This is a genomic window from Gleimia europaea ACS-120-V-Col10b (assembly GCF_000411155.1).
Classification (GTDB): domain Bacteria; phylum Actinomycetota; class Actinomycetes; order Actinomycetales; family Actinomycetaceae; genus Gleimia; species Gleimia europaea_B.
On the sequence record NZ_KE150267.1, the window covers coordinates 171,193 to 189,209 of the forward strand.

The 18,017-nt window shown below is 55.6% G+C and carries 9 protein-coding genes and 3 rRNA genes; 10 read left to right on the plus strand and 2 right to left on the minus strand.

The window, feature by feature from the left end; all coding sequences use genetic code 11:
• Window position 1 precedes the first annotated feature (1 nt).
• A complete protein-coding gene (locus HMPREF9238_RS07825; protein WP_016444923.1) occupies window positions 2-877 on the plus strand; it encodes a carbohydrate ABC transporter permease in 876 nt (291 codons plus the stop codon).
• Window positions 878-998: 121 nt separating this feature from the next.
• Here the strand turns inward: HMPREF9238_RS07825 and ligA are convergent, their stop codons facing one another.
• Window positions 999-3,413, minus strand: a complete 2,415-nt coding sequence (ligA, locus tag HMPREF9238_RS07830) for an NAD-dependent DNA ligase LigA (protein ID WP_016444924.1) — start codon at window positions 3,411-3,413, stop codon at window positions 999-1,001.
• Between the two features lie 122 nt (window positions 3,414-3,535).
• Here ligA and HMPREF9238_RS08705 point away from each other — a divergent pair, with 122 nt between their 5' ends.
• Window positions 3,536-6,436: a type VII secretion EssC family protein gene (locus HMPREF9238_RS08705; RefSeq protein WP_016444925.1), complete on the plus strand. Its 2,901-nt coding sequence runs from the start codon at window positions 3,536-3,538 to the stop codon at window positions 6,434-6,436.
• Window positions 6,437-6,581: 145 nt separating this feature from the next.
• A complete protein-coding gene (locus HMPREF9238_RS07840) occupies window positions 6,582-6,830 on the plus strand; it encodes a WhiB family transcriptional regulator (RefSeq protein ID WP_016444926.1) in 249 nt (82 codons plus the stop codon).
• Window positions 6,831-6,941: 111 nt separating this feature from the next.
• Here the strand turns inward: HMPREF9238_RS07840 and HMPREF9238_RS07845 are convergent, their stop codons facing one another.
• Window positions 6,942-8,207: a phospholipase D-like domain-containing protein gene (locus tag HMPREF9238_RS07845; protein ID WP_016444927.1), complete on the minus strand. Its 1,266-nt coding sequence runs from the start codon at window positions 8,205-8,207 to the stop codon at window positions 6,942-6,944.
• Between the two features lie 592 nt (window positions 8,208-8,799).
• Between HMPREF9238_RS07845 and gatC the strand changes: the two genes are divergently transcribed.
• The 7 genes from gatC (at window position 8,800) to rrf (ending at window position 17,945) form a co-directional block, all read left to right on the plus strand.
• On the plus strand, window positions 8,800-9,096 hold the full coding sequence (gene gatC / locus HMPREF9238_RS07850; RefSeq protein ID WP_016444928.1) for an Asp-tRNA(Asn)/Glu-tRNA(Gln) amidotransferase subunit GatC: 297 nt from the start codon (window positions 8,800-8,802) through the stop codon (window positions 9,094-9,096).
• A gap of 2 nt (window positions 9,097-9,098) precedes the next feature.
• Window positions 9,099-10,631, plus strand: coding sequence for an Asp-tRNA(Asn)/Glu-tRNA(Gln) amidotransferase subunit GatA (gene gatA / locus HMPREF9238_RS07855; RefSeq protein ID WP_016444929.1), 1,533 nt, complete (start codon window positions 9,099-9,101; stop codon window positions 10,629-10,631).
• A gap of 3 nt (window positions 10,632-10,634) precedes the next feature.
• The gene (gene gatB, locus HMPREF9238_RS07860; RefSeq protein ID WP_016444930.1) at window positions 10,635-12,125 is read left to right on the plus strand and encodes an Asp-tRNA(Asn)/Glu-tRNA(Gln) amidotransferase subunit GatB; all 1,491 of its coding nucleotides are present in this window, start codon (window positions 10,635-10,637) and stop codon (window positions 12,123-12,125) included.
• A 505-nt stretch (window positions 12,126-12,630) separates the two neighbouring features.
• Window positions 12,631-14,169 (plus strand): 16S ribosomal RNA (locus HMPREF9238_RS07865).
• A gap of 95 nt (window positions 14,170-14,264) precedes the next feature.
• The gene (locus tag HMPREF9238_RS09100) at window positions 14,265-14,483 is read left to right on the plus strand and encodes a hypothetical protein (RefSeq protein WP_232217618.1); all 219 of its coding nucleotides are present in this window, start codon (window positions 14,265-14,267) and stop codon (window positions 14,481-14,483) included.
• Between the two features lie 45 nt (window positions 14,484-14,528).
• Window positions 14,529-17,654: ribosomal RNA gene (locus HMPREF9238_RS07870) — 23S ribosomal RNA — on the plus strand.
• 172 nt (window positions 17,655-17,826) lie between these two features.
• Window positions 17,827-17,945, plus strand: a 5S ribosomal RNA gene (gene rrf / locus HMPREF9238_RS07875).
• Together the 16S, 23S and 5S rRNA genes form the textbook arrangement of a ribosomal RNA operon.
• Window positions 17,946-18,017: the final 72 nt, after the last annotated feature.

Here is an 18,017-nt window from a genome sequence, read left to right on the forward strand (position 1 = left end):
CATGACCACTCAGATTAAGAACGCTTTGCCGGCCGCGAATCCGAACGTGGTGAAGAAGGGCAGTCCGATAACTACAGCGATTCGCTACGCGCTTTTGATTTTCTTCCTCGCGATGGTGCTGATTCCGGTTTACGTCCTCTTTGTTACCTCGTTCAAGGGGGCTGCGGAGGCTGATCCTTCACGCACTTGGTATTTGCCCGAGGTGTGGGATGTGCAGAACTGGCAGCGCGCGTGGGATGCGTTAGCAGCTCCGATCGGCCGTACGTTCCTGCTTGTGATCCCCTCGTCGATTATTTCGGCGATTTTGGGGTCGATGAACGGTTTTGTACTTTCGCGCTGGCGTTTTCCGGGTGCGAACGTGGTGTTCACGTTCCTCCTGTTTGGCATGTTTATCCCGTATCAGGCGGTGATGATTCCACTGATGAAGATGGTGCTAACTATCGGCCTGCCAAACGGCATCCCTACGCTGATTTTGGCGCACGTGGTTTACGGTATTCCGATCACCACCCTCATTTTCAGGAACTATTACGAGTCTGTGCCGGCGGAGCTGATCGAGGCTTCGCGTGTGGACGGTGCGGGCATGCTTCGCACGTATTTCGCAGTGGTACTTCCGATCTCGATTCCCAGCTTCGTGGTTGTGCTGATTTGGCAATTCACGTCCGCTTGGAATGACTTCCTATTCGCTTTGTTCTTGACAAACACGGAGACGGGCCCGGTTACGCTTTCGTTGAATAACCTGGCTCACGGTTCGATAATGGCGGATTATGGGGCGTCCATGGCCGGTGCTTTGATTGCGTCTGCTCCTACGTTGATCGTTTACATTCTGCTTGGAAAATACTTTGTTGGCGGTTTGATGTCTGGTTCGGTTAAGGGCTAGCCAAGGGATTGCGCCTTCGCGCGGCTGGGCACTATTGCAGTTAGCGGCGGCTTTCGTCCTCTGGGGGAGAAAGCCGCCGCTAGTTTTACATTGCATTTCGCGTCTGCGCGGCGCAGCTGCTTTAAACGTCCACCGCCTCAAGTCCGCCCTCAAGAAGTGCGTCGAAGAGGCTGGAATCGATAACTGGAATGCCAAGTTCTTCGGCTTTGCTTGCTTTGGATCCGGCTCCGGGGCCGGCAACTACAAGGCTGGTCTTTTTTGAGACTGAGGAGGTAGCTTTGGCTCCTCGTGCGGTGATGGCGGCTTTGGCGGCCTCGCGATCGTAGTTGGGTACGGTTCCAGACACAACGATGGTGAGGCCGGCGAGGGTTTGTGCAAGCTCTTCGGTTTGTTCGGCTTCCATACGCACACCCGCTGCACCCCACTTTTTAACAAGGTCTTGGTGCGCATCTAGCGTGAACCAGTCGGAGATGGCGCTGGCAATCTCGGGGCCAATGCCTTCAACTTGAGCGAGGGTCGCAAGAGGCGTATTCGCGATTTCCGCTATCGAGTTGAACTCGTTTGCAAGAGCTTGCGCAGCTTGCGGGCCGACGTGTCTGATCGAGAATGCGACCAGAACCCGCCAAAGTGGTTCGTCCTTGGCCCGTTCAAGTTCACTAATGATCTTTTCAAAAGTTTTTGTTGGACGCGGTTCGGTTTTCCACCCGCCACTGGTAACGTCACGAACGCCCGCAGTGTAGAAGTAGCGGACCTGTTGCCAACCTTCGCTGGCACCAACCTTTTTTGCAACGCCGGCAGGGAATGCGCGCCTTCTCCATACGCACACGTTTCGCACGCTATCGGCGTTGAGATCGAACAGGTCTGCTGCGGTGTCTAGTGCCGGTTGTTGCGGGCTTGGTAGCAGGTTTTCCGCAGCGGTGATTTCGTCGGCATGACCGAGCTTTTCTACCAGGGTGGTGTCGAGCCGGAGCACGGTCCCATCTGCTAGTAACACAGCCTCGCCAGATACTAGAGCCGCCGCAACTTCCTCACGGTCTAACTCGGGTTGGGTCAGGGCAAGGGACGCCTCTTCACCAAGACCTTCGATATCGAGGGCTTTGCGAGAGCCGATGTATGCGATCCGTTCCGTTAGCTGCGCTGGACATTTTTCGAAGTTGGGGCAGCGCAGATCAATGTCGCCTTCTTTCGCGGGTGCCAGTGTTGCCCCACACGAAGGGCAGTTCGAGGGCATGACGAACTCGCGTTCGGTTCCATCGCGAGCGTCCGCAACGGGCGCAACGATTTCGGGGATGATGTCTCCAGCTTTGCGAAGCACAATGAGGTCACCAATTAATACGCCCTTGCGTTTAACGTCGGAGGCGTTGTGCAAGGTAGCGCGAGACACGTAAGAGCCATCGACAAGCACTTTTTCCATGACCCCAAAGGGGGTTACCCGCCCAGTCCGTCCAACTTGGGTGCGAATGTCGAGAAGTCGCGTGTGCACTTCCTGGGGCGGGTATTTGTAGGCTGTAGCCCAGCGTGGAGCCCGCGACGTTGTGCCCAACGCCTGCTGGCTCTCCCGCGAATCAACCTTGAGTACAACACCATCTATGCCGTAGTCCAGGTGGGTGCGTTTATCGCCGTATTCGCGGATGAAAGCATCGACCTCGTCGTGGCTTTGCACCACTCGCGTATATGAAGAGGTGGGTAGCCCCCAGCTTGCAATAAGCTCGTACCATTCGTGTTGGAACTTGGGGGTGCGCGGCGCGCCCTCGAAAACGCCAATGCCGTGACACACCATGGCGAGTGGCCTCTTCGCAGTTTCAGTCGCATCTTTTTGGCGCAAGGACCCGGCTGCGGCGTTACGAGCATTGACAAATTGTTTGCGCCCGGCCTCGGCTCGTGCGCTGTTATATTCCTCGAAATCTTTAGTGGGGAAGAAAATCTCTCCGCGCACTTCCACCCGCCGAGGCACATTCGCACCGCTGAGGCGCTCAGGAACATTCTTGATGGTGAGGACGTTCGCGGTCACGTCTTCGCCAACACTTCCATTGCCGCGGGTTGCCGCGCGTTGTAACTTGCCATTTACGTAGAGGATCGAGACAGCGAGGCCATCAACTTTCACCTCCGCTGTCATAGGCATGGTCTGCACGCCCAGTGCATTCATGCAGCGGTCAATCCACGCGTGGGCTTCCTCTACAGAGAACACATCGTCCAACGAGAGCATGGGGATCTCGTGGGTAACCTTACTGAAAGCATCCGATGCGAAGCCACCAACTGACTGCGTGGGTGAATCCTGCGTTTGCAGTGACGGGAAATGCTGCTCAAGATCTTCCAGCTCGCGGTACAACGCGTCATATTCGGCGTCGGCAAGCGTGGGAGAGTCCTCTTGGTAGTACGATCCGCGCGCCTGCTCAATAATCTGTACAAGCTCGCTCCAACGCTCGCGGGCACGCTCGGTAGGCATCCCGGCCGCACTTGTAGTTTCTGGGGTTTTCTTCGCAAAATCGCCTGATTTGCCGCGACGGCTCAGCGTTTCCATCGTGCTTTCAATCATGCCTTAATTCTTACCTCAAACCACGGACATAAAAACCGGTAACCATTTCGCTCCATTTCCACAGGTGGGTGACGCGGCTCTGTTTCCCCAACTAGGAGGGGTATTTCGGCTCGTCGTTGTTGATGACGGCTTTAGTGGAGGCTATGAATGATCTGCTTTCGACCCCGCTTCATGTGCTTTGTATTGCCGGTCCTGACGCTGGTGTGGGCTTCGCTGTGGGGGATAAGCCGATGATCCTGGGCCGCGGTGGGGACGTACAGGTAACCGATCCGCTTACTTCGCGCAGGCATTTGCGAGTAGAGGGGGTTTACCGTCGTGGCGAGTTTGAGTTGGCGCTGTACGATCTTGGTTCCGCAAACGGTTTCGCGGTCGGAAAGAAAGTGGCGCTTTTGCCAGGATTTGCGCGGTCGTGGATTCTGCTTCGTTCACTGGCGAGGAGGCCGCATGGTTCATCATCGGTTTTGGCATCGGCAACGGTAGTTTCGGGCAGAGTGTTTTGTGTGGGAGGTAACCTCTGGCAGGTCCGTTCACGCCCCTCGACAATGAACTTACAAAAAGCACTCGAATGGGGTGCCTCCCGGCCCGTGAACAAGCGTGGGCTTTTGCTCCTCCTACCCCTATTGTCGTTGGTCTGGCTAGCGGGACGGTTGTTGGGATGGGTGGGAGCACTCACTGTTTTTGCGTTGATAGCATTCGCAATCAGCTACTCTTTGTTGGCGTTACGAAGTCGACGCAAGCCGGGCTGTCGCTGGGGTATTTTGTATGGTCTGTCAATGCCTGCGCGAGGGCGGGGCGGGGCAGGACGCCCTCCTACTGAGAAGAGCTATTCGAGTGGGCTACAGGAGTTCGAAATAGAGTTTTCTGTGGCGCCGTCTTGGACGCAGTATGGTCTTGCGCTGTTGAAATGGTTTGGGTGCGCGCTCGGTAGGGTTAAGTTTTCGCCAGGCGCCAAGGTCGCAGTTGGCGCAGGAGAATCAGTTGCTTTGTCGCAAACCCAAAACTGGTCCTCGTGGGTGCTGGCTCAGGCACTCGTGTACGCGCGAGAAGGCGGCATCGATGCGCACATCCTGGAGGATTCGCCGCAAGTGCTAAGGGACGAGGGAGGAGCCGCATTACTCACGGTCTTGAACGCTTCGGAAGACGCGGCTGATCATCGCGTCGAGTGTCCACCGGGATTCCCCTTGCACGCCGCGCTGCCAAAAGTTGTGGGCGCATCCGAGGCGGCGATGCCCTCTCGCGTTCTCGTCAAGGATTTACCGAAGCCTGAATCTGGACCAGACCTGTCAGTTCCCATAGGCGTGAGCGAGGTTGGCATTGAGTTTTTGGATTTGGTGAAGGACGGCCCCCATGCCCTCGTAGCTGGCACAACAGGCTCGGGAAAATCAGAGGCACTTCGCACGTGGATATTGCAAATGTGTCGCAAGAAAGACCCGTCGAAGTTGCGGCTGGTGTTGATCGACTACAAGGGCGGGGCGGCATTTCGCGATCTCGCGCAGCTACCTCACGCCGAACAGCTCTTAACCGACCTATCTCCCGATGACACAGAGCGGGCGATTGCTGGTCTAAGTGCCGAATTACGGGAGAGGGAGGAGGCCCTCGCGGCGCGTCAATTCATGAGCGTGGACCAGTGGGAGAAACATAGCCCGCATGATTGCCCGGCGCGCATTGTGTGTGTAATAGACGAGTTCCGCGCGATGATTAGGACCCACCCGGACACGTTGGAGAGCCTGATTGATTTGGCGGCACGCGGACGCTCCCTGGGAATCCACCTGATTGCCGCAACGCAAAGCCCTAGCGGTGTTGTTACGCCGTCAATGCGTGCAAATCTGACTCTTCGCGTGTGTTTGCGCACGGCTGGCGTGGCTGATTCTCTTGAGATGGTGGCAAGCGGTGCGGCATGCGAACTGCCGCGGGTGCCCGGCCGCGCGGTGATCGACGCCGGGGAAATGAGGCAGGTGCAGTGGGCTTACTTCCCAGATTTGGAATCGTGTCTGGATTCGTTTCAGCGAGCTGCGGGCGAGGGCACTATCCCCGCGCTTTGGCGGCCGAAACTGCCTGAGCTGGTTTCTCCAGTTTTCAGTGCAGATTTGGCGCGCGAGGCGGGTTTGACGGGGACGGAAGTCACAGCGGTTTTTGGTTGGTTGGATGACGTTGCGGGCAGGGCATATAGGCCGTTGCGGTTAGAGGGCTCTAATGTTGCGGTTGTAACGGATACAGGGGACCTTTTGGAAAATGTCGCAGGCGCGTGCGGAGCGCTCTATATCCCGGCTAGCCAGGAGCGGGTTTTTGAAGCTCTGCATCAGATAGATTTTGCTGCCCGAGCGCGCGTGCCTGTGGTGGTTGAGGACTTAGGTTCGCTTCTTCGCGCCATTGACGGCTCGGGTTTTTCCCAAGGCCAGGAGTGGTTGCGTGCGTGGCTTGGGCGCGCGGCGGGCGTCGTTGCGGGGGTTAACGCTGATGATTATTCACTGGTGAGGACGTGGCGGCGAACCCTGGTGAACGTGACTGCGCAGCAGGCCCGTGGTATGGGGCTTCCAAAGGCTGGAGCAAGGGGCTTAATTGCACACCCGTGGGACGAGTTTGAGGGCGCTGCGGTAAGTATTGTTGATTCCGCAGGTGCCGCTTCGCGTCACGTGACGCCCTCGATTGACCCGACAAGCGGCATCTTAACCCGGGTACAGGAAGCAGCTTTAGCCGCTGAAGTCCCGCGAATCTCTGCTGTCGTTGACGGGGTAGAGCAACGAGTGTGGATAGTGGGTGAGCTTCCTCCTGATCTGAGAAGCCAGGTCCTCCTTGATGCGGCGAAGAATGGTTGCGAGGTTGTGGAGGTGGATGAGGTTGCCCTGGTTTCTGGTGGGTATAGGCCCGCTAGGGGAGAGGTCTCGGTGGTGGGTAGCCTTCCGCGACACGTTTTGCGTTCGGTGTCGTTTCCACTGTTTGTGAAGCTTGGCGTGGTGACAGATGAGACGTGTTGGGCCGGTTGTTGTGAGGTGTGGTACAGAATTGGAGCGTTTGCGCACTAACGTGACTATTCGCACACGCTTCTTTAGTGTGAAACGTTTCTATAACCCTTGTGTAACCTTGCCCAGTAGGTGAGACTAAAGAGCGTCATAAGAATGTTTTTGTGTGCGCGGGTTTAGCCTGCGTTGTCGCTCTTTAGGAGTATCGATGGATTGGCGTAGTCGCGCGGCGTGTCTGAGTGTTGACCCGGAGCTATTCTTCCCGATTGGTAACACTGGTCCCGCAATTGCGCAGGCGGCAGAGGCAAAGCAGGTTTGCGCTACTTGCGACGTGCAACAGGTGTGCTTGCAGTGGGCGTTGGAGAATAACCAGGACGCCGGTGTTTGGGGTGGCATGAGTGAGGATGAGCGTCGCACGCTAAAACGTCGTCGCGCTCGTGTACGTCGCGCTAGCTAGTCGTTTAGTTTTCGTTGGAGGGCTCAACCAAGTGGTTGAGCCCTCCAACGTGTTTGGTGTGCCGCGCCTCGTTAGTTTGATTTGGCCCCTCTTTTGGGAGCTTTGGCGCGGTTACATGAGGACGCCAAGGGGCTTGAGGAGTTGTTCGACACCTCGTTTTAGGACGGACCGGGCATGCCATTCCTCCTCACGCAGTTTGGATGAGGTGGTGAGGTCATTTTCAAAGATCGCTTCCATTTGTGCGGCGTGTTCTTCGGACCAGGTCTGGACGTTGATTTCATAGTTTCCGAACATGGACAGTCGGTCAATGTTCGCGGTGCCCACGGTTGACCAGCGTCCGTCAACGGTTGCGGTTTTGGCGTGGATCATGGCGTGTTGGTATTGCCAGATTTCGATGCCGGCGCTGATGAGGTCGTCGTAGTATGCGCGCGATATCCAGTCTGCAACTACGTGGTTTGAGCGTTTGGGGACGAGGACTTTAACTTTGACTCCGCGTTTTGCCGCATCGACTAGGGAGGCGAGGATTTCCCGGTCGGGGATGAAGTATGCGGATGTGATGAGCGCATGGTCGTTGGCGCGTTCGAGGGCGTCGATGTAGAGGCCGCGGATCGGGAAGAGCATTTTGTTCGGCTGGTTTAGGGCGGCGTAGATGGAGGCGTTCCATGCGCGTGCTCCTTGGTCGGGGAGTTTGGGCATGTGGTTCCAGCGTCTTGCGTTCCAGTAGTCTACGAAACCCATTTCGAGTTCCCACACGGCTGGTCCTTGGATGCGCACGTGCGTGTCTCGCCATTCTGCTTTGTAGAGTGTGCCGATGTTGTAGCCGCCAACAAAGCCGATTTTGCCGTCGGTGACGAGGATTTTTCGGTGGTCTCGTCCGGTTTTACGGGGGTTTAGGGTGATTACGCCGGTGCGAATTGCGGGCAGGATGATGACGTGCAGGTTGGGGTGTTTGGGGAAGCGTTTGAAGGCGGGGTTGACAACGAGGTTGCCGAAGCCGTCGAAGGCGCAAAACACTTGGACGCCGCGGTGTGCAGCGCGGATGAGTGCTTGTTTGAAACGTTGGCCGACTTTATCTGATTTCCAGATGAAGGTTTCGAAGTAGATGTAGTCGGTGGCGTTTTCGATTGCTTCAAGCATGTCGGAGTATAGGGAGCTGCCTTCCGTGTATGTGCGGATGGTGTTGTCTCCCAGGTTTGTGTCCAGCGGGGGGAGGGCGGGGAAGCCACCGCCTCCGGGGGCACGTCGTTTGCGGACTTCATCGACGGCTGTGAGCGTGATGACGGCCGCGATCTGTGCGCTGACGGTGGTGATGCCGGCGATTTTGGCGGCTCGTAGCGCTTGGTTCGGATTGAGTAGGTTCTTCCCGCGTTTCCTCATGCCCTCACTTTAGTGCAGGGTCGAAGATGACGCGGCCCACCGCGATAAGTGCCCCCCAATCCAGGTGCCCGACCCAAATTGCCATCGCTTGTAGTCCGCGTTTACCGCCCTATTGTGTCCCCGACCTGAACTGTCGCTTCGCGTTTGCGGCCCGTCCAGGTGCCCGACCCAAAGTGTCCCGTGGGCGGAGCTGGTCTTTGGAGAAAAGGATTTGCACCGCAATGGGAACCCAAATTCGCGTCCGTGAGGGTAACTGCCTGAAAGGACCGCCTAATCTGCCATTTCGTGTCTGAATACTGCGCGAGGTTGCCTCGAGAACCCCGTCCGTGAGGGTAACTGCCTAAAAGTGGTGCTGGTTTGGCCACTTCGGGTCTGAATACCGTAAGGAGTAGTCTGCAGACTCGCATCCGTGAGGGGAAGTGTATGAAAGCGCCGCCTAATCTGCCACTTTGGGTCTGAATCGTTGCACATCCCCACCGCCACCTTCAAGCCCGCCCCGTGTTTTGCCTGAAAAAGCGCTATTTTCGCCTTGTTTGGGGATTTTTTTGGACATGTTTCGCTCCGGTGTTTTTCGGGGTTTTATACTGGGGGCATGTCGAATATTTCTAGGGAAGAAGTCGCCCGTATTGCAAAAGTGGCTCATATTGTCCTGACCGATGAAGAGACGACCCAGTTCGCTCGTGATCTTGGTGCGTTGGAGGAGCGTTTGGAGCGCCTCGCAGCGTGGGAGACGCAGGGTGTGGCGGAGACGGTTAATCCGATTCCTTTGGTTAACGTGTGGCGTGATGACGAGGTTGGTCAGACGCTGGATCGTGAAGAGGTTTTGGCGCAGGCGCCTGCGGCTGAGGATGGCATGTTCCAGGTTCCGCAGATTTTGGGTGAGGAGTAATTATGGCGAAGTCTGATTTGGTTTTCCGCTCGGCGCTTGAGCTTGCGCAGATGTTACGTGACGGCGAGGTTTCGTCAGTTGAGGTGACCCGCGCAATGCTGGATCGTATTGCTGAGGTCGATCCGGTGGTAAACGCTTTCCTGTTTGTTGACGAGGAGGGTGCGCTTAAGACCGCTCGTGAGGTGGATGAGGCTCGTGCGGCTGGCGAGCAGCTGCATCCGCTGGCGGGTGTGCCGATTGCTCTGAAGGATAATGTTGTGACTCGGGGCGTGCCGACAACGGCTGCGTCGAGGATTTTGGAGGGCTGGGTTCCTCCGTATGATGCGACGATTGTCGAGAAGATTAAGGCTGCGAAGCTCCCTATCGTGGGTAAAACGAATATGGATGAGTTCGCGATGGGTAGTTCGACCGAGCATTCAGCTTTCGGCCCAACGCACAATCCGTGGGATTTGGAGCGCATTCCAGGTGGTTCTGGCGGCGGCTCGGCAGCTGCGGTGGCGGCGTTTATGGTGCCGCTTGCGATTGGTTCGGATACGGGCGGCTCGATCCGTCAGCCTGCGGCTATGACGGGCACGGTTGGCGTGAAGCCGACGTATGGTGCGGTGTCGCGTCAAGGCATTATTGCTCTTGGGTCTTCACTCGATCAGGCGGGCCCGGTGGCGCGTACGGTGGCAGATGCCGCAGCGTTGCAGGATGTTATTGACGGTTTTGATGATCGTGATGCGGTGTCGTTGGATTATGCGTGGCCATCGATGGAGGAGGCCGCGTTGGCACCTGCGAACGCGGGGGAGCGCCCGTTGGAAGGCGTGAAGCTCGGCGTGGTTAAGCAGCTGACTGGCGATGCGTATGAAGATGACGTGGTGGCGAGCTTTGAGTCCACGCTTGAGTTCTTGAAAGACAAGGGCGCAGAGGTTGTAGAGCTTGATCTTCCCCTCCTTGGTATCGCTCTGGATGCGTATTACGTGATTATGCCGGCGGAGGCGTCGTCGAACCTCGCTAAGTTTGATGGCGTGCGGTTTGGCTTGCGTGTGGAACCGGAGCCTCCGGTTACATCGGAACGCTTGATTGCGGCTAGCCGTGGTGAGGGTTTTGGCTCTGAGGTTAAGCGTCGCATCATTTTTGGTACGCGTATGCTGTCGAAGGGTTTCTTCGATAAGTACTTCGTACAGGCGATGCGCGTGCGTACGCTCCTGCAGGAGGAGCTGGTCGAGGCATTCGAGTCTGTAGATGTGATCGTGTCGCCAACTTCGCCTACTACGGCATTTAAGTTTGGCGAGAAGATGGATGATCCGACGCTCATGTATTTGAGTGATATTACGACTACGCCTGCGAACTTGGGCGGTATGCCGGCGATGTCGGTACCGTCTGGTGTTGCCCATGGTCTTCCGGTTGGTTTCCAGGTGACTGGCCCGGTGCGTGGTGATGATGTGATGTACCGCGTGGCTGCTGTGGTTGAGGCGCAGGAGGATGTGGCGCATAAGAACCCGATGATTGAGGGCGTGGATGGGGCTGCGCGCGAGGGAGAGGATCGTTAGGTCATGGATAAGTTGATGAAGTACAGCGAGGCTGTGGAGAAGTTTGACCCGGTTTTGGGTCTTGAGGTTCACGTCGAGCTGGGTACGAAGACGAAGATGTTTGACCAGTCGCCGAATGAGTTTGGTGGCGATCCGAACACGAATATCGCGCCGGCTTCGATTGGTTTGCCGGGTGCTTTGCCGACGATTAATAAGACGGCGATCGAGTGGGCTATCCGTCTAGGTCTTGCTTTGAACTGTGAGATTTCGGAGGTTAGCCGGTTCGCTCGTAAGCACTACTTCTACCCGGATTTGGCGAAGGCTTACCAGATTTCGCAGGCTGCGGTTGCGGTTGCGCATAACGGCTGGGTGGATGTTGAGCTGGATGACGGCGATACGTTCCGGGTTGAGATTGAGCGCGCTCACGTTGAGGAGGACGCTGGTAAGAACACTCACATTGGTTCGGAGGATGGTCGCATTCAGGGCGCGGCGTATTCGCTGGTGGACTTTAACCGTTCTTCGGTGCCTTTGATTGAGATTGTGACGAAGCCTATCGAGGGGGCGGGAGATCGCGCTCCAGAGATTGCGTCGAAGTATGTGCAGGCTTTGCGTGATATTGCGAGGGCGCTTGGGGTTTCTGAGGCTCGCATGGAGCGCGGTAATCTGCGTGCGGATGTGAATGTGTCGCTTCGCGAGACGCCGGAATCGCCTCTGGGGACGCGCACGGAGACAAAGAACGTGAATACGTTCCGTGGTATTGAGAAGGCTGTGCGTTACGAGATTTCGCGCCAGGCGCAGGTGCTTGCTGATGGCGGCGAGGTAGTGCAACAGACGCGTCACTTCCATGCGGAGGATGGCACGACGTCGGCTGGTCGTAGCAAGTCGGATGCGGAGGATTACCGTTACTTCCCGGATCCGGATTTGGGGCCGATTGTGGCGAGCCCGGAGTGGGTTGAACGTTTGCGCGCGGAGCTTCCGGAGCTCCCGGCTGTGCGTCGTCGCCGGTTGCGCGATGAGTGGGGCTTCTCTGAGCTGGAAATGCGCGATGTGGTGAACGCCGGCGCTATGGATTTGATTGAGAACACGGTTTCGGCTGGAGCCTCGTCTGCTGCGGCTCGTAAGTGGTGGATGGGTGAGCTGTCTCGTGTTGCGCGCGAGGCGGACGTTGAGCTCGAGGAACTCACGGTGACCCCGGCTCAAGTGGCCGAGCTTCAAGTGTTGGTTGATGAGGGCAAGATTAATGACAAGCTTGCCCGCCAGGTGCTTGAGGGCGTCCTGGCTGGCGAGGGCGACCCGGTGGAGGTTGTGGATGCTCGCGGCCTGGCCGTGGTGTCTGATGATGGTCCTCTGATTGCGGCTGTCGAGGCTGCGATGGCGGATAACCCTGATGTCGTGGAGAAGATCCGCGGTGGCAAGATGGCCGCTATCGGGGCTTTGATGGGTCCGGTTATGAAAGCGACGCGAGGTCAAGCCGATGCGAAGCGCGTTCGCGAACTAATCATGGAACGTATTTAAGATTCGCGAGGAGGCCGCTAGCTTCTGTGCAGGTGGCTCGCTGTAATGGGGGATTCCCAAATGGGAATCCCCCATTACTATGGAATACTTTCTAAATCGCTGAAAGTGCGCCAAGTCACGCGCTCGGAATTTGATTCCGCCGTAGTGGCGTGACTAATTTGGTTCCGGTTCTGATCGCAGTGATTCAATCGGAGGAACTGCGAAGTAGTGCGGATCACAAAAAGTCAGTTGACAAGGGGTTCGAAACCTACTAGAGTAGACTCTCAGTTCCGCAACGAAGCAAGTAGTTGAAACGGAACCTTTTTCAACGCCTTTCGCGGTTTTCACGAAATGTTTGGGCTCGTGACTGAGACCAAATGGTGAGAAAAGCGATTGTGTGGGTGTTGTTTGTGAACTCGATAGTGTGTTTTTTGTTTTGTCCTTTTTTGTTTTGTTTTTGTTTTTTGGTTGGGGTCGCTGGGGCTGGCTTTTTTGGTTGGTTCTGGTTTTCTCTTTGTTTTGTTTTTGTTTGGAGAGTTTGATCCTGGCTCAGGACGAACGCTGGCGGCGTGCTTAACACATGCAAGTCGAACGGGATCCAAGGGCTTTTTGTTTTTGGTGAGAGTGGCGAACGGGTGAGTAACACGTGAGTAACCTGCCCCCTTCTTTTGGATAACCGCATGAAAGTGTGGCTAATACAGGATATTCCGCTTTGGTCGCATGGCTTTGGTGGGAAATGGTTTGGTCTGGTGGGGGATGGGCTCGCGGCCTATCAGCTTGTTGGTGGGGTGATGGCCTACCAAGGCGGTGACGGGTAGCCGGCCTGAGAGGGTGGGCGGTCACACTGGGACTGAGATACGGCCCAGACTCCTACGGGAGGCAGCAGTGGGGGATTTTGCACAATGGGCGCAAGCCTGATGCAGCGACGCCGCGTGAGGGATGGAGGCCTTCGGGTTGTGAACCTCTTTCGCTGGGTTGAAAGGCCATGCTTTGGGTGTGGTTGATTTGAACTGGTAAAGAAGTACCGGCTAACTACGTGCCAGCAGCCGCGGTAATACGTAGGGTACTAGCGTTGTCCGGATTTATTGGGCGTAAAGGGCTTGTAGGTGGTTTGTCGCGTCTGTCGTGAAATCCTGTGGCTTAACCATGGGCTTGCGGTGGGTACGGGCAGGCTTGAGTGCGGTAGGGGAGACTGGAATTCCTGGTGTAGCGGTGGAATGCGCAGATATCAGGAGGAACACCGGTGGCGAAGGCGGGTCTCTGGGCCGTTACTGACACTGAGGAGCGAAAGCGTGGGGAGCGAACAGGATTAGATACCCTGGTAGTCCATGCTGTAAACGTTGGGCACTAGGTGTGGGGGCCGTGTGGTTTCTGCGCCGTAGCTAACGCATTAAGTGTCCCGCCTGGGGAGTACGGCCGCAAGGCTAAAACTCAAAGGAATTGACGGGGACCCGCACAAGCGGCGGAGCATGCGGATTAATTCGATGCAACGCGAAGAACCTTACCAAGGCTTGACATGCGCCGGTACAGTGTAGAGATATGCTGGCTTTTTTGGCTGGTGTGCAGGTGGTGCATGGTTGTCGTCAGCTCGTGTCGTGAGATGTTGGGTTAAGTCCCGCAACGAGCGCAACCCTTGTCTCGTGTTGCCAGCATTTGGTTGGGGACTCTCGAGAGACTGCCGGGGTTAACTCGGAGGAAGGTGGGGATGACGTCAAATCATCATGCCCCTTATGTCTTGGGCTTCACGCATGCTACAATGGATGGTACAGAGGGTTGCGATACTGTGAGGTGGAGCTAATCCCTTAAAGCTGTTCTCAGTTCGGATCGTAGTCTGCAACTCGACTGCGTGAAGGTGGAGTCGCTAGTAATCGCAGATCAGCAACGCTGCGGTGAATACGTTCTCGGGTCTTGTACACACCGCCCGTCACGTCACGAAAGTTGGTAACACCCGAAGCCCGTGGCCTAACCACGAAAGTGGGGGGAGTGGTCGAAGGTGGGATTGGCGATTGGGACGAAGTCGTAACAAGGTAGCCGTACCGGAAGGTGCGGCTGGATCACCTCCTTTCTAAGGATTATCTTTTTTAAGTAGGATTCGTGGTGGGTTTGTTGCAACCAGTTGTGGTTGTGGCCTGCTGTGGGTTTGTTCCTTAGTTTTTTGGATTGTTTTTACAAGAACAAAATATTGTTTTGGGCATTACAGAATTTACTCTGAATCGAATTTCACTGGTTCGTGTTGGTTTGGTTTGGGGGCATGCTGTCGGGTTTATGGCTAACACTGTTGGTCTGGCTCTTCCACTAGCTGCTACTGGTTTTCACAAGTTGTTGTTTGTTGATGGTTTGTGTGTGGTGGTTTGGTGGTTGTGGTTGGGTTGTTGGTGATTTGTATAGTGGTTGCGAGCATCTTTTTTGTTTGTTTTGTTGGGTTTTTTAGTTTTTGTGGGCGTTTGGTGGATGCCTTGGTGCCTAGAGCTGATGAAGGACGTTGTGGCCTGCGATATTCCCTGGGGAGTTGGCGAGCGAGCGTTGATCCGGGGGTTTCCGAATGGGGTAACCTGACAGGTTTTGTGGCCTGTTACCACTGCTTGAATGTATAGGGTGGTGGGGGGAACGTGGGGAAGTGAAACATCTTAGTACCTGCAGGAAGAGATATTCTGTGAGTAGTGGCGAGCGAAAGCGGATGATGGCTAAACTGTGTGCGTGTCAAGGCGGCAGCTGTTGCGCATGTGGGGTTGTTGGGGCGTGTTTTTCCATTCTCTGCCGGGGGTGGGGGTAGTTATAAATGGTTGTGTGGAGCTGAACAGTCTGGGATGGTTGACCGTAGGGCGTGATAGTCGTGTAGGTGGTTCATGCAACTCTGCTTGAGTGTGTTCCCAAGTAGCAGCGGGCTCGTGGAATCTGCTGTGAATCTGCCCAGACCACTGGGTAAGCCTGAATACTTCTAGGTGACCGATAGTGTAGTAGTACCGTGAGGGAATGGTGAAAAGTACCCCGGGAGGGGAGTGAAATAGTGCCTGAAACCAAGCGCTTTTAAGCCGTCAGAGCCGGTCGGCCCTTTTTTGGGTTGTGGTGATGGCGTGCCTATTGAAAAATGAGCCTGCGAGTTAGTGATGCGTGGCGAGGTTAACCCTTTGTGGGGTAGTCGTAGCGAAAGCGAGTCTTAAAATGGCGCCCAGTCGCGTGTTCTAGACCCGAAGCGGGGTGATCTACCCATGGCCAGGTTGAAGCGATTGTAAAGGGTCGTGGAGGGCCGTACCCACCTAGGTTGAAAACTGGGGGGATGAGTTGTGGGTAGGGGTGAAAGGCTAATCAAACTCCGTGATAGCTGGTTCTCCCCGAAATGCATTTAGGTGCAGCGTCTTGCGTGTGTTGTTGTGGTGGTAGAGCTACTGGTTGGTTGATGGGCCGTTTTGGTTACTGACGTCAGCTAAACTCCGAATGCCATTGATAATTGCAAGGCAGTGAGACTGCGGGGGATAAGCTTCGTAGTCGAGAGGGAAACAGCCCAGATCATCGGTTAAGGCCCCTAAGGGTGTGCTGAGTGGGAAAGGATGTGGAGTTGCATAGACAACCAGGAGGTTGGCTTAGAAGCAGCCATCCTTGAAAGAGTGCGTAATAGCTCACTGGTCAAGTGATTCCGCGCCGACAATGTAGCGGGGCTTAAGCACACCGCCGAAACCGTGGCAGAAAATGTTTTTGTTTTTTGGGTAGGGGAGCGTCCTGACTGGGGTGAAGCAGGCCTGTGAGGGTTTGTGGACTGGTTGGGAGTGAGAATGCAGGCATGAGTAGCGAGTGGTGGGTGAGAATCCCACGCGCCGATTGACTAAGGGTTCCAGGGCAAGGTTTATCCGCCCTGGGTTAGTCGGGTCCTAAGGCGAGGCCGACAGGCGTAGTCGATGGATGACCAGTTGATATTCTGGTACCGGTTTTTTCTTGTCCAGTGCTGACAAAGTTGTGCTAACCAACGCCGTGATGGGGGTGATTCCTTCGGGTTTTGCCTCTTAGTGGTCTTGGGGTCCCTTCTTGGGTAGGCAAGCGTGTTAACAGGGGTGACGCAGTAGGGTAGCTGATGCTGGCCGGTGGTTGTGCCAGTCTAAGGTTGTGGCCTGCATGCTAGGTAAATCCGGTGTGCTGTCTTAAATGATGAGGGTGAGGGCTGATGGGACTGCCACGTTTTGTGGTGGTTATTGGTGTGCCTGTGCTGTCTAGAAAAGCCTCGACGTTAGAGAAAGGACCGCCCGTACCCTAAACCGACTCAGGTAGTTAGGTAGAGTATACTAAGGCGTGCGAGTGAATCATGGTTAAGGAACTCGGCAAAATGCCCCCGTAACTTCGGGATAAGGGGGACCAGGCCCGGACATTACTGTTTCTGGTATTTTTTGTTTGGGTGTGGTCGCAGTGATTTGGAAGAAGCGACTGTTTACTAAAAACATAGGTGTGTGCGAAGCTGCAAGGCGATGTATACGCACTGACGCCTGCCCGGTGCTGGAAGGTTAAGCGGAAGGCTCAACCCCTCTTTTGTGGGGTGAAGGTTTGAAGTTAAGCCCCAGTAAACGGCGGTGGTAACTATAACCATCCTAAGGTAGCGAAATTCCTTGTCGGGTAAGTTCCGACCTGCACGAATGGCGTAACGACTTCTTCGCTGTCTCGACCATGAACTCGGTGAAATTGCATTACGAGTAAAGATGCTCGTTTCGCGCAGCAGGACGGAAAGACCCCGGGACCTTTACTATAGCTTGGTATTGGTAGCCGGTTGTGTTTGTGTAGGATAGGTGGGAGACTGTGAAACCTTCACGCTAGTGGTGGTGGAGTCGTTGTTGAAATACCACTCTGATATAAACGGTTATCTAACCTTGGTCCGTGATCCGGATTGGGGACAGTGCCTGGTGGGTAGTTTAACTGGGGCGGTTGCCTCCTAAATGGTAACGGAGGCGCTCAAAGGTCTTCTCAGCCTGGTTGGTAATCAGGTGTTGAGTGTAAGTGTAGAAGAAGGCTTGACTGTGACACTGACGGGTGGAGCAGGTGCGAAAGCAGGAACTAGTGATCCGGCCGTGGTTTGTGGAAACGCGGTCGCTCAACGGATAAAAGGTACCCCGGGGATAACAGGCTGATCTTGCCCAAGAGTCCATATCGACGGCATGGTTTGGCACCTCGATGTCGGCTCGTCGCATCCTGGGGCTGGAGTCGGTCCCAAGGGTTGGGCTGTTCGCCCATTAAAGCGGTACGCGAGCTGGGTTTAGAACGTCGTGAGACAGTTCGGTCCCTATCCGCTGCGCGCGTAGGAAACTTGAGAAGGCCTGTCCCTAGTACGAGAGGACCGGGACGGACAAGCCTCTGGTGTGCCAGTTGTACCGCCAGGTGCATGGCTGGTTAGCTACGCTTGGGAAGGATAACCGCTGAAAGCATCTAAGCGGGAAGCCTGCTTCAAGACAAGGTTTCCAACCCCCTCTTGTGGGGGAGAGACTCCCAATAGATGATTGGGTTGATAGGCCAGGGGTGTAAGCATGGTAACGTGTTTAGCTTACTGGTACTAATAGTCAACAACTAAAAACAACCATTACAACAATGACAAACAGGAATCCTGTTTGCTCGTAACTACTATGCAAACCACCACCAACCCACACACGCGTGATCGTGGTTGTTACCACTGAAGCGTGTGGGACAAGCCCGCGCAGGCCATGCGGCCTGTAAACAAAGGGGGGCTGTTCGTGTTGGCTGATATTTTTGCGGTGGTCATAGCCACGGGGAAACGCCCAGTATTCCATACCGAACCTGGAAGCTAAGCCCGTGAACGCCGATGGTACTGCACCTGGTAGGGTGTGGGAGAGTAGGAAACCACCGCAACCACACATAAAAACATTTTGGGGCCCCACCAACACGGTGAGGGCCCCAAAACACACCCAAAAACACACACGC

Coding starts and splice junctions, on each gene's coding strand:
- HMPREF9238_RS07825 (WP_016444923.1), top strand. CDS start 2: ATGACCACTCAGATTAAGAACGCTTTGCCGGCCGCGAATCCGAACGTG.
- ligA (WP_016444924.1), bottom strand. CDS start 3,413: ATGATTGAAAGCACGATGGAAACGCTGAGCCGTCGCGGCAAATCAGGC.
- HMPREF9238_RS08705 (WP_016444925.1), top strand. CDS start 3,536: ATGACGGCTTTAGTGGAGGCTATGAATGATCTGCTTTCGACCCCGCTT.
- HMPREF9238_RS07840 (WP_016444926.1), top strand. CDS start 6,582: ATGGATTGGCGTAGTCGCGCGGCGTGTCTGAGTGTTGACCCGGAGCTA.
- HMPREF9238_RS07845 (WP_016444927.1), bottom strand. CDS start 8,207: ATGAGGAAACGCGGGAAGAACCTACTCAATCCGAACCAAGCGCTACGA.
- gatC (WP_016444928.1), top strand. CDS start 8,800: ATGTCGAATATTTCTAGGGAAGAAGTCGCCCGTATTGCAAAAGTGGCT.
- gatA (WP_016444929.1), top strand. CDS start 9,099: ATGGCGAAGTCTGATTTGGTTTTCCGCTCGGCGCTTGAGCTTGCGCAG.
- gatB (WP_016444930.1), top strand. CDS start 10,635: ATGGATAAGTTGATGAAGTACAGCGAGGCTGTGGAGAAGTTTGACCCG.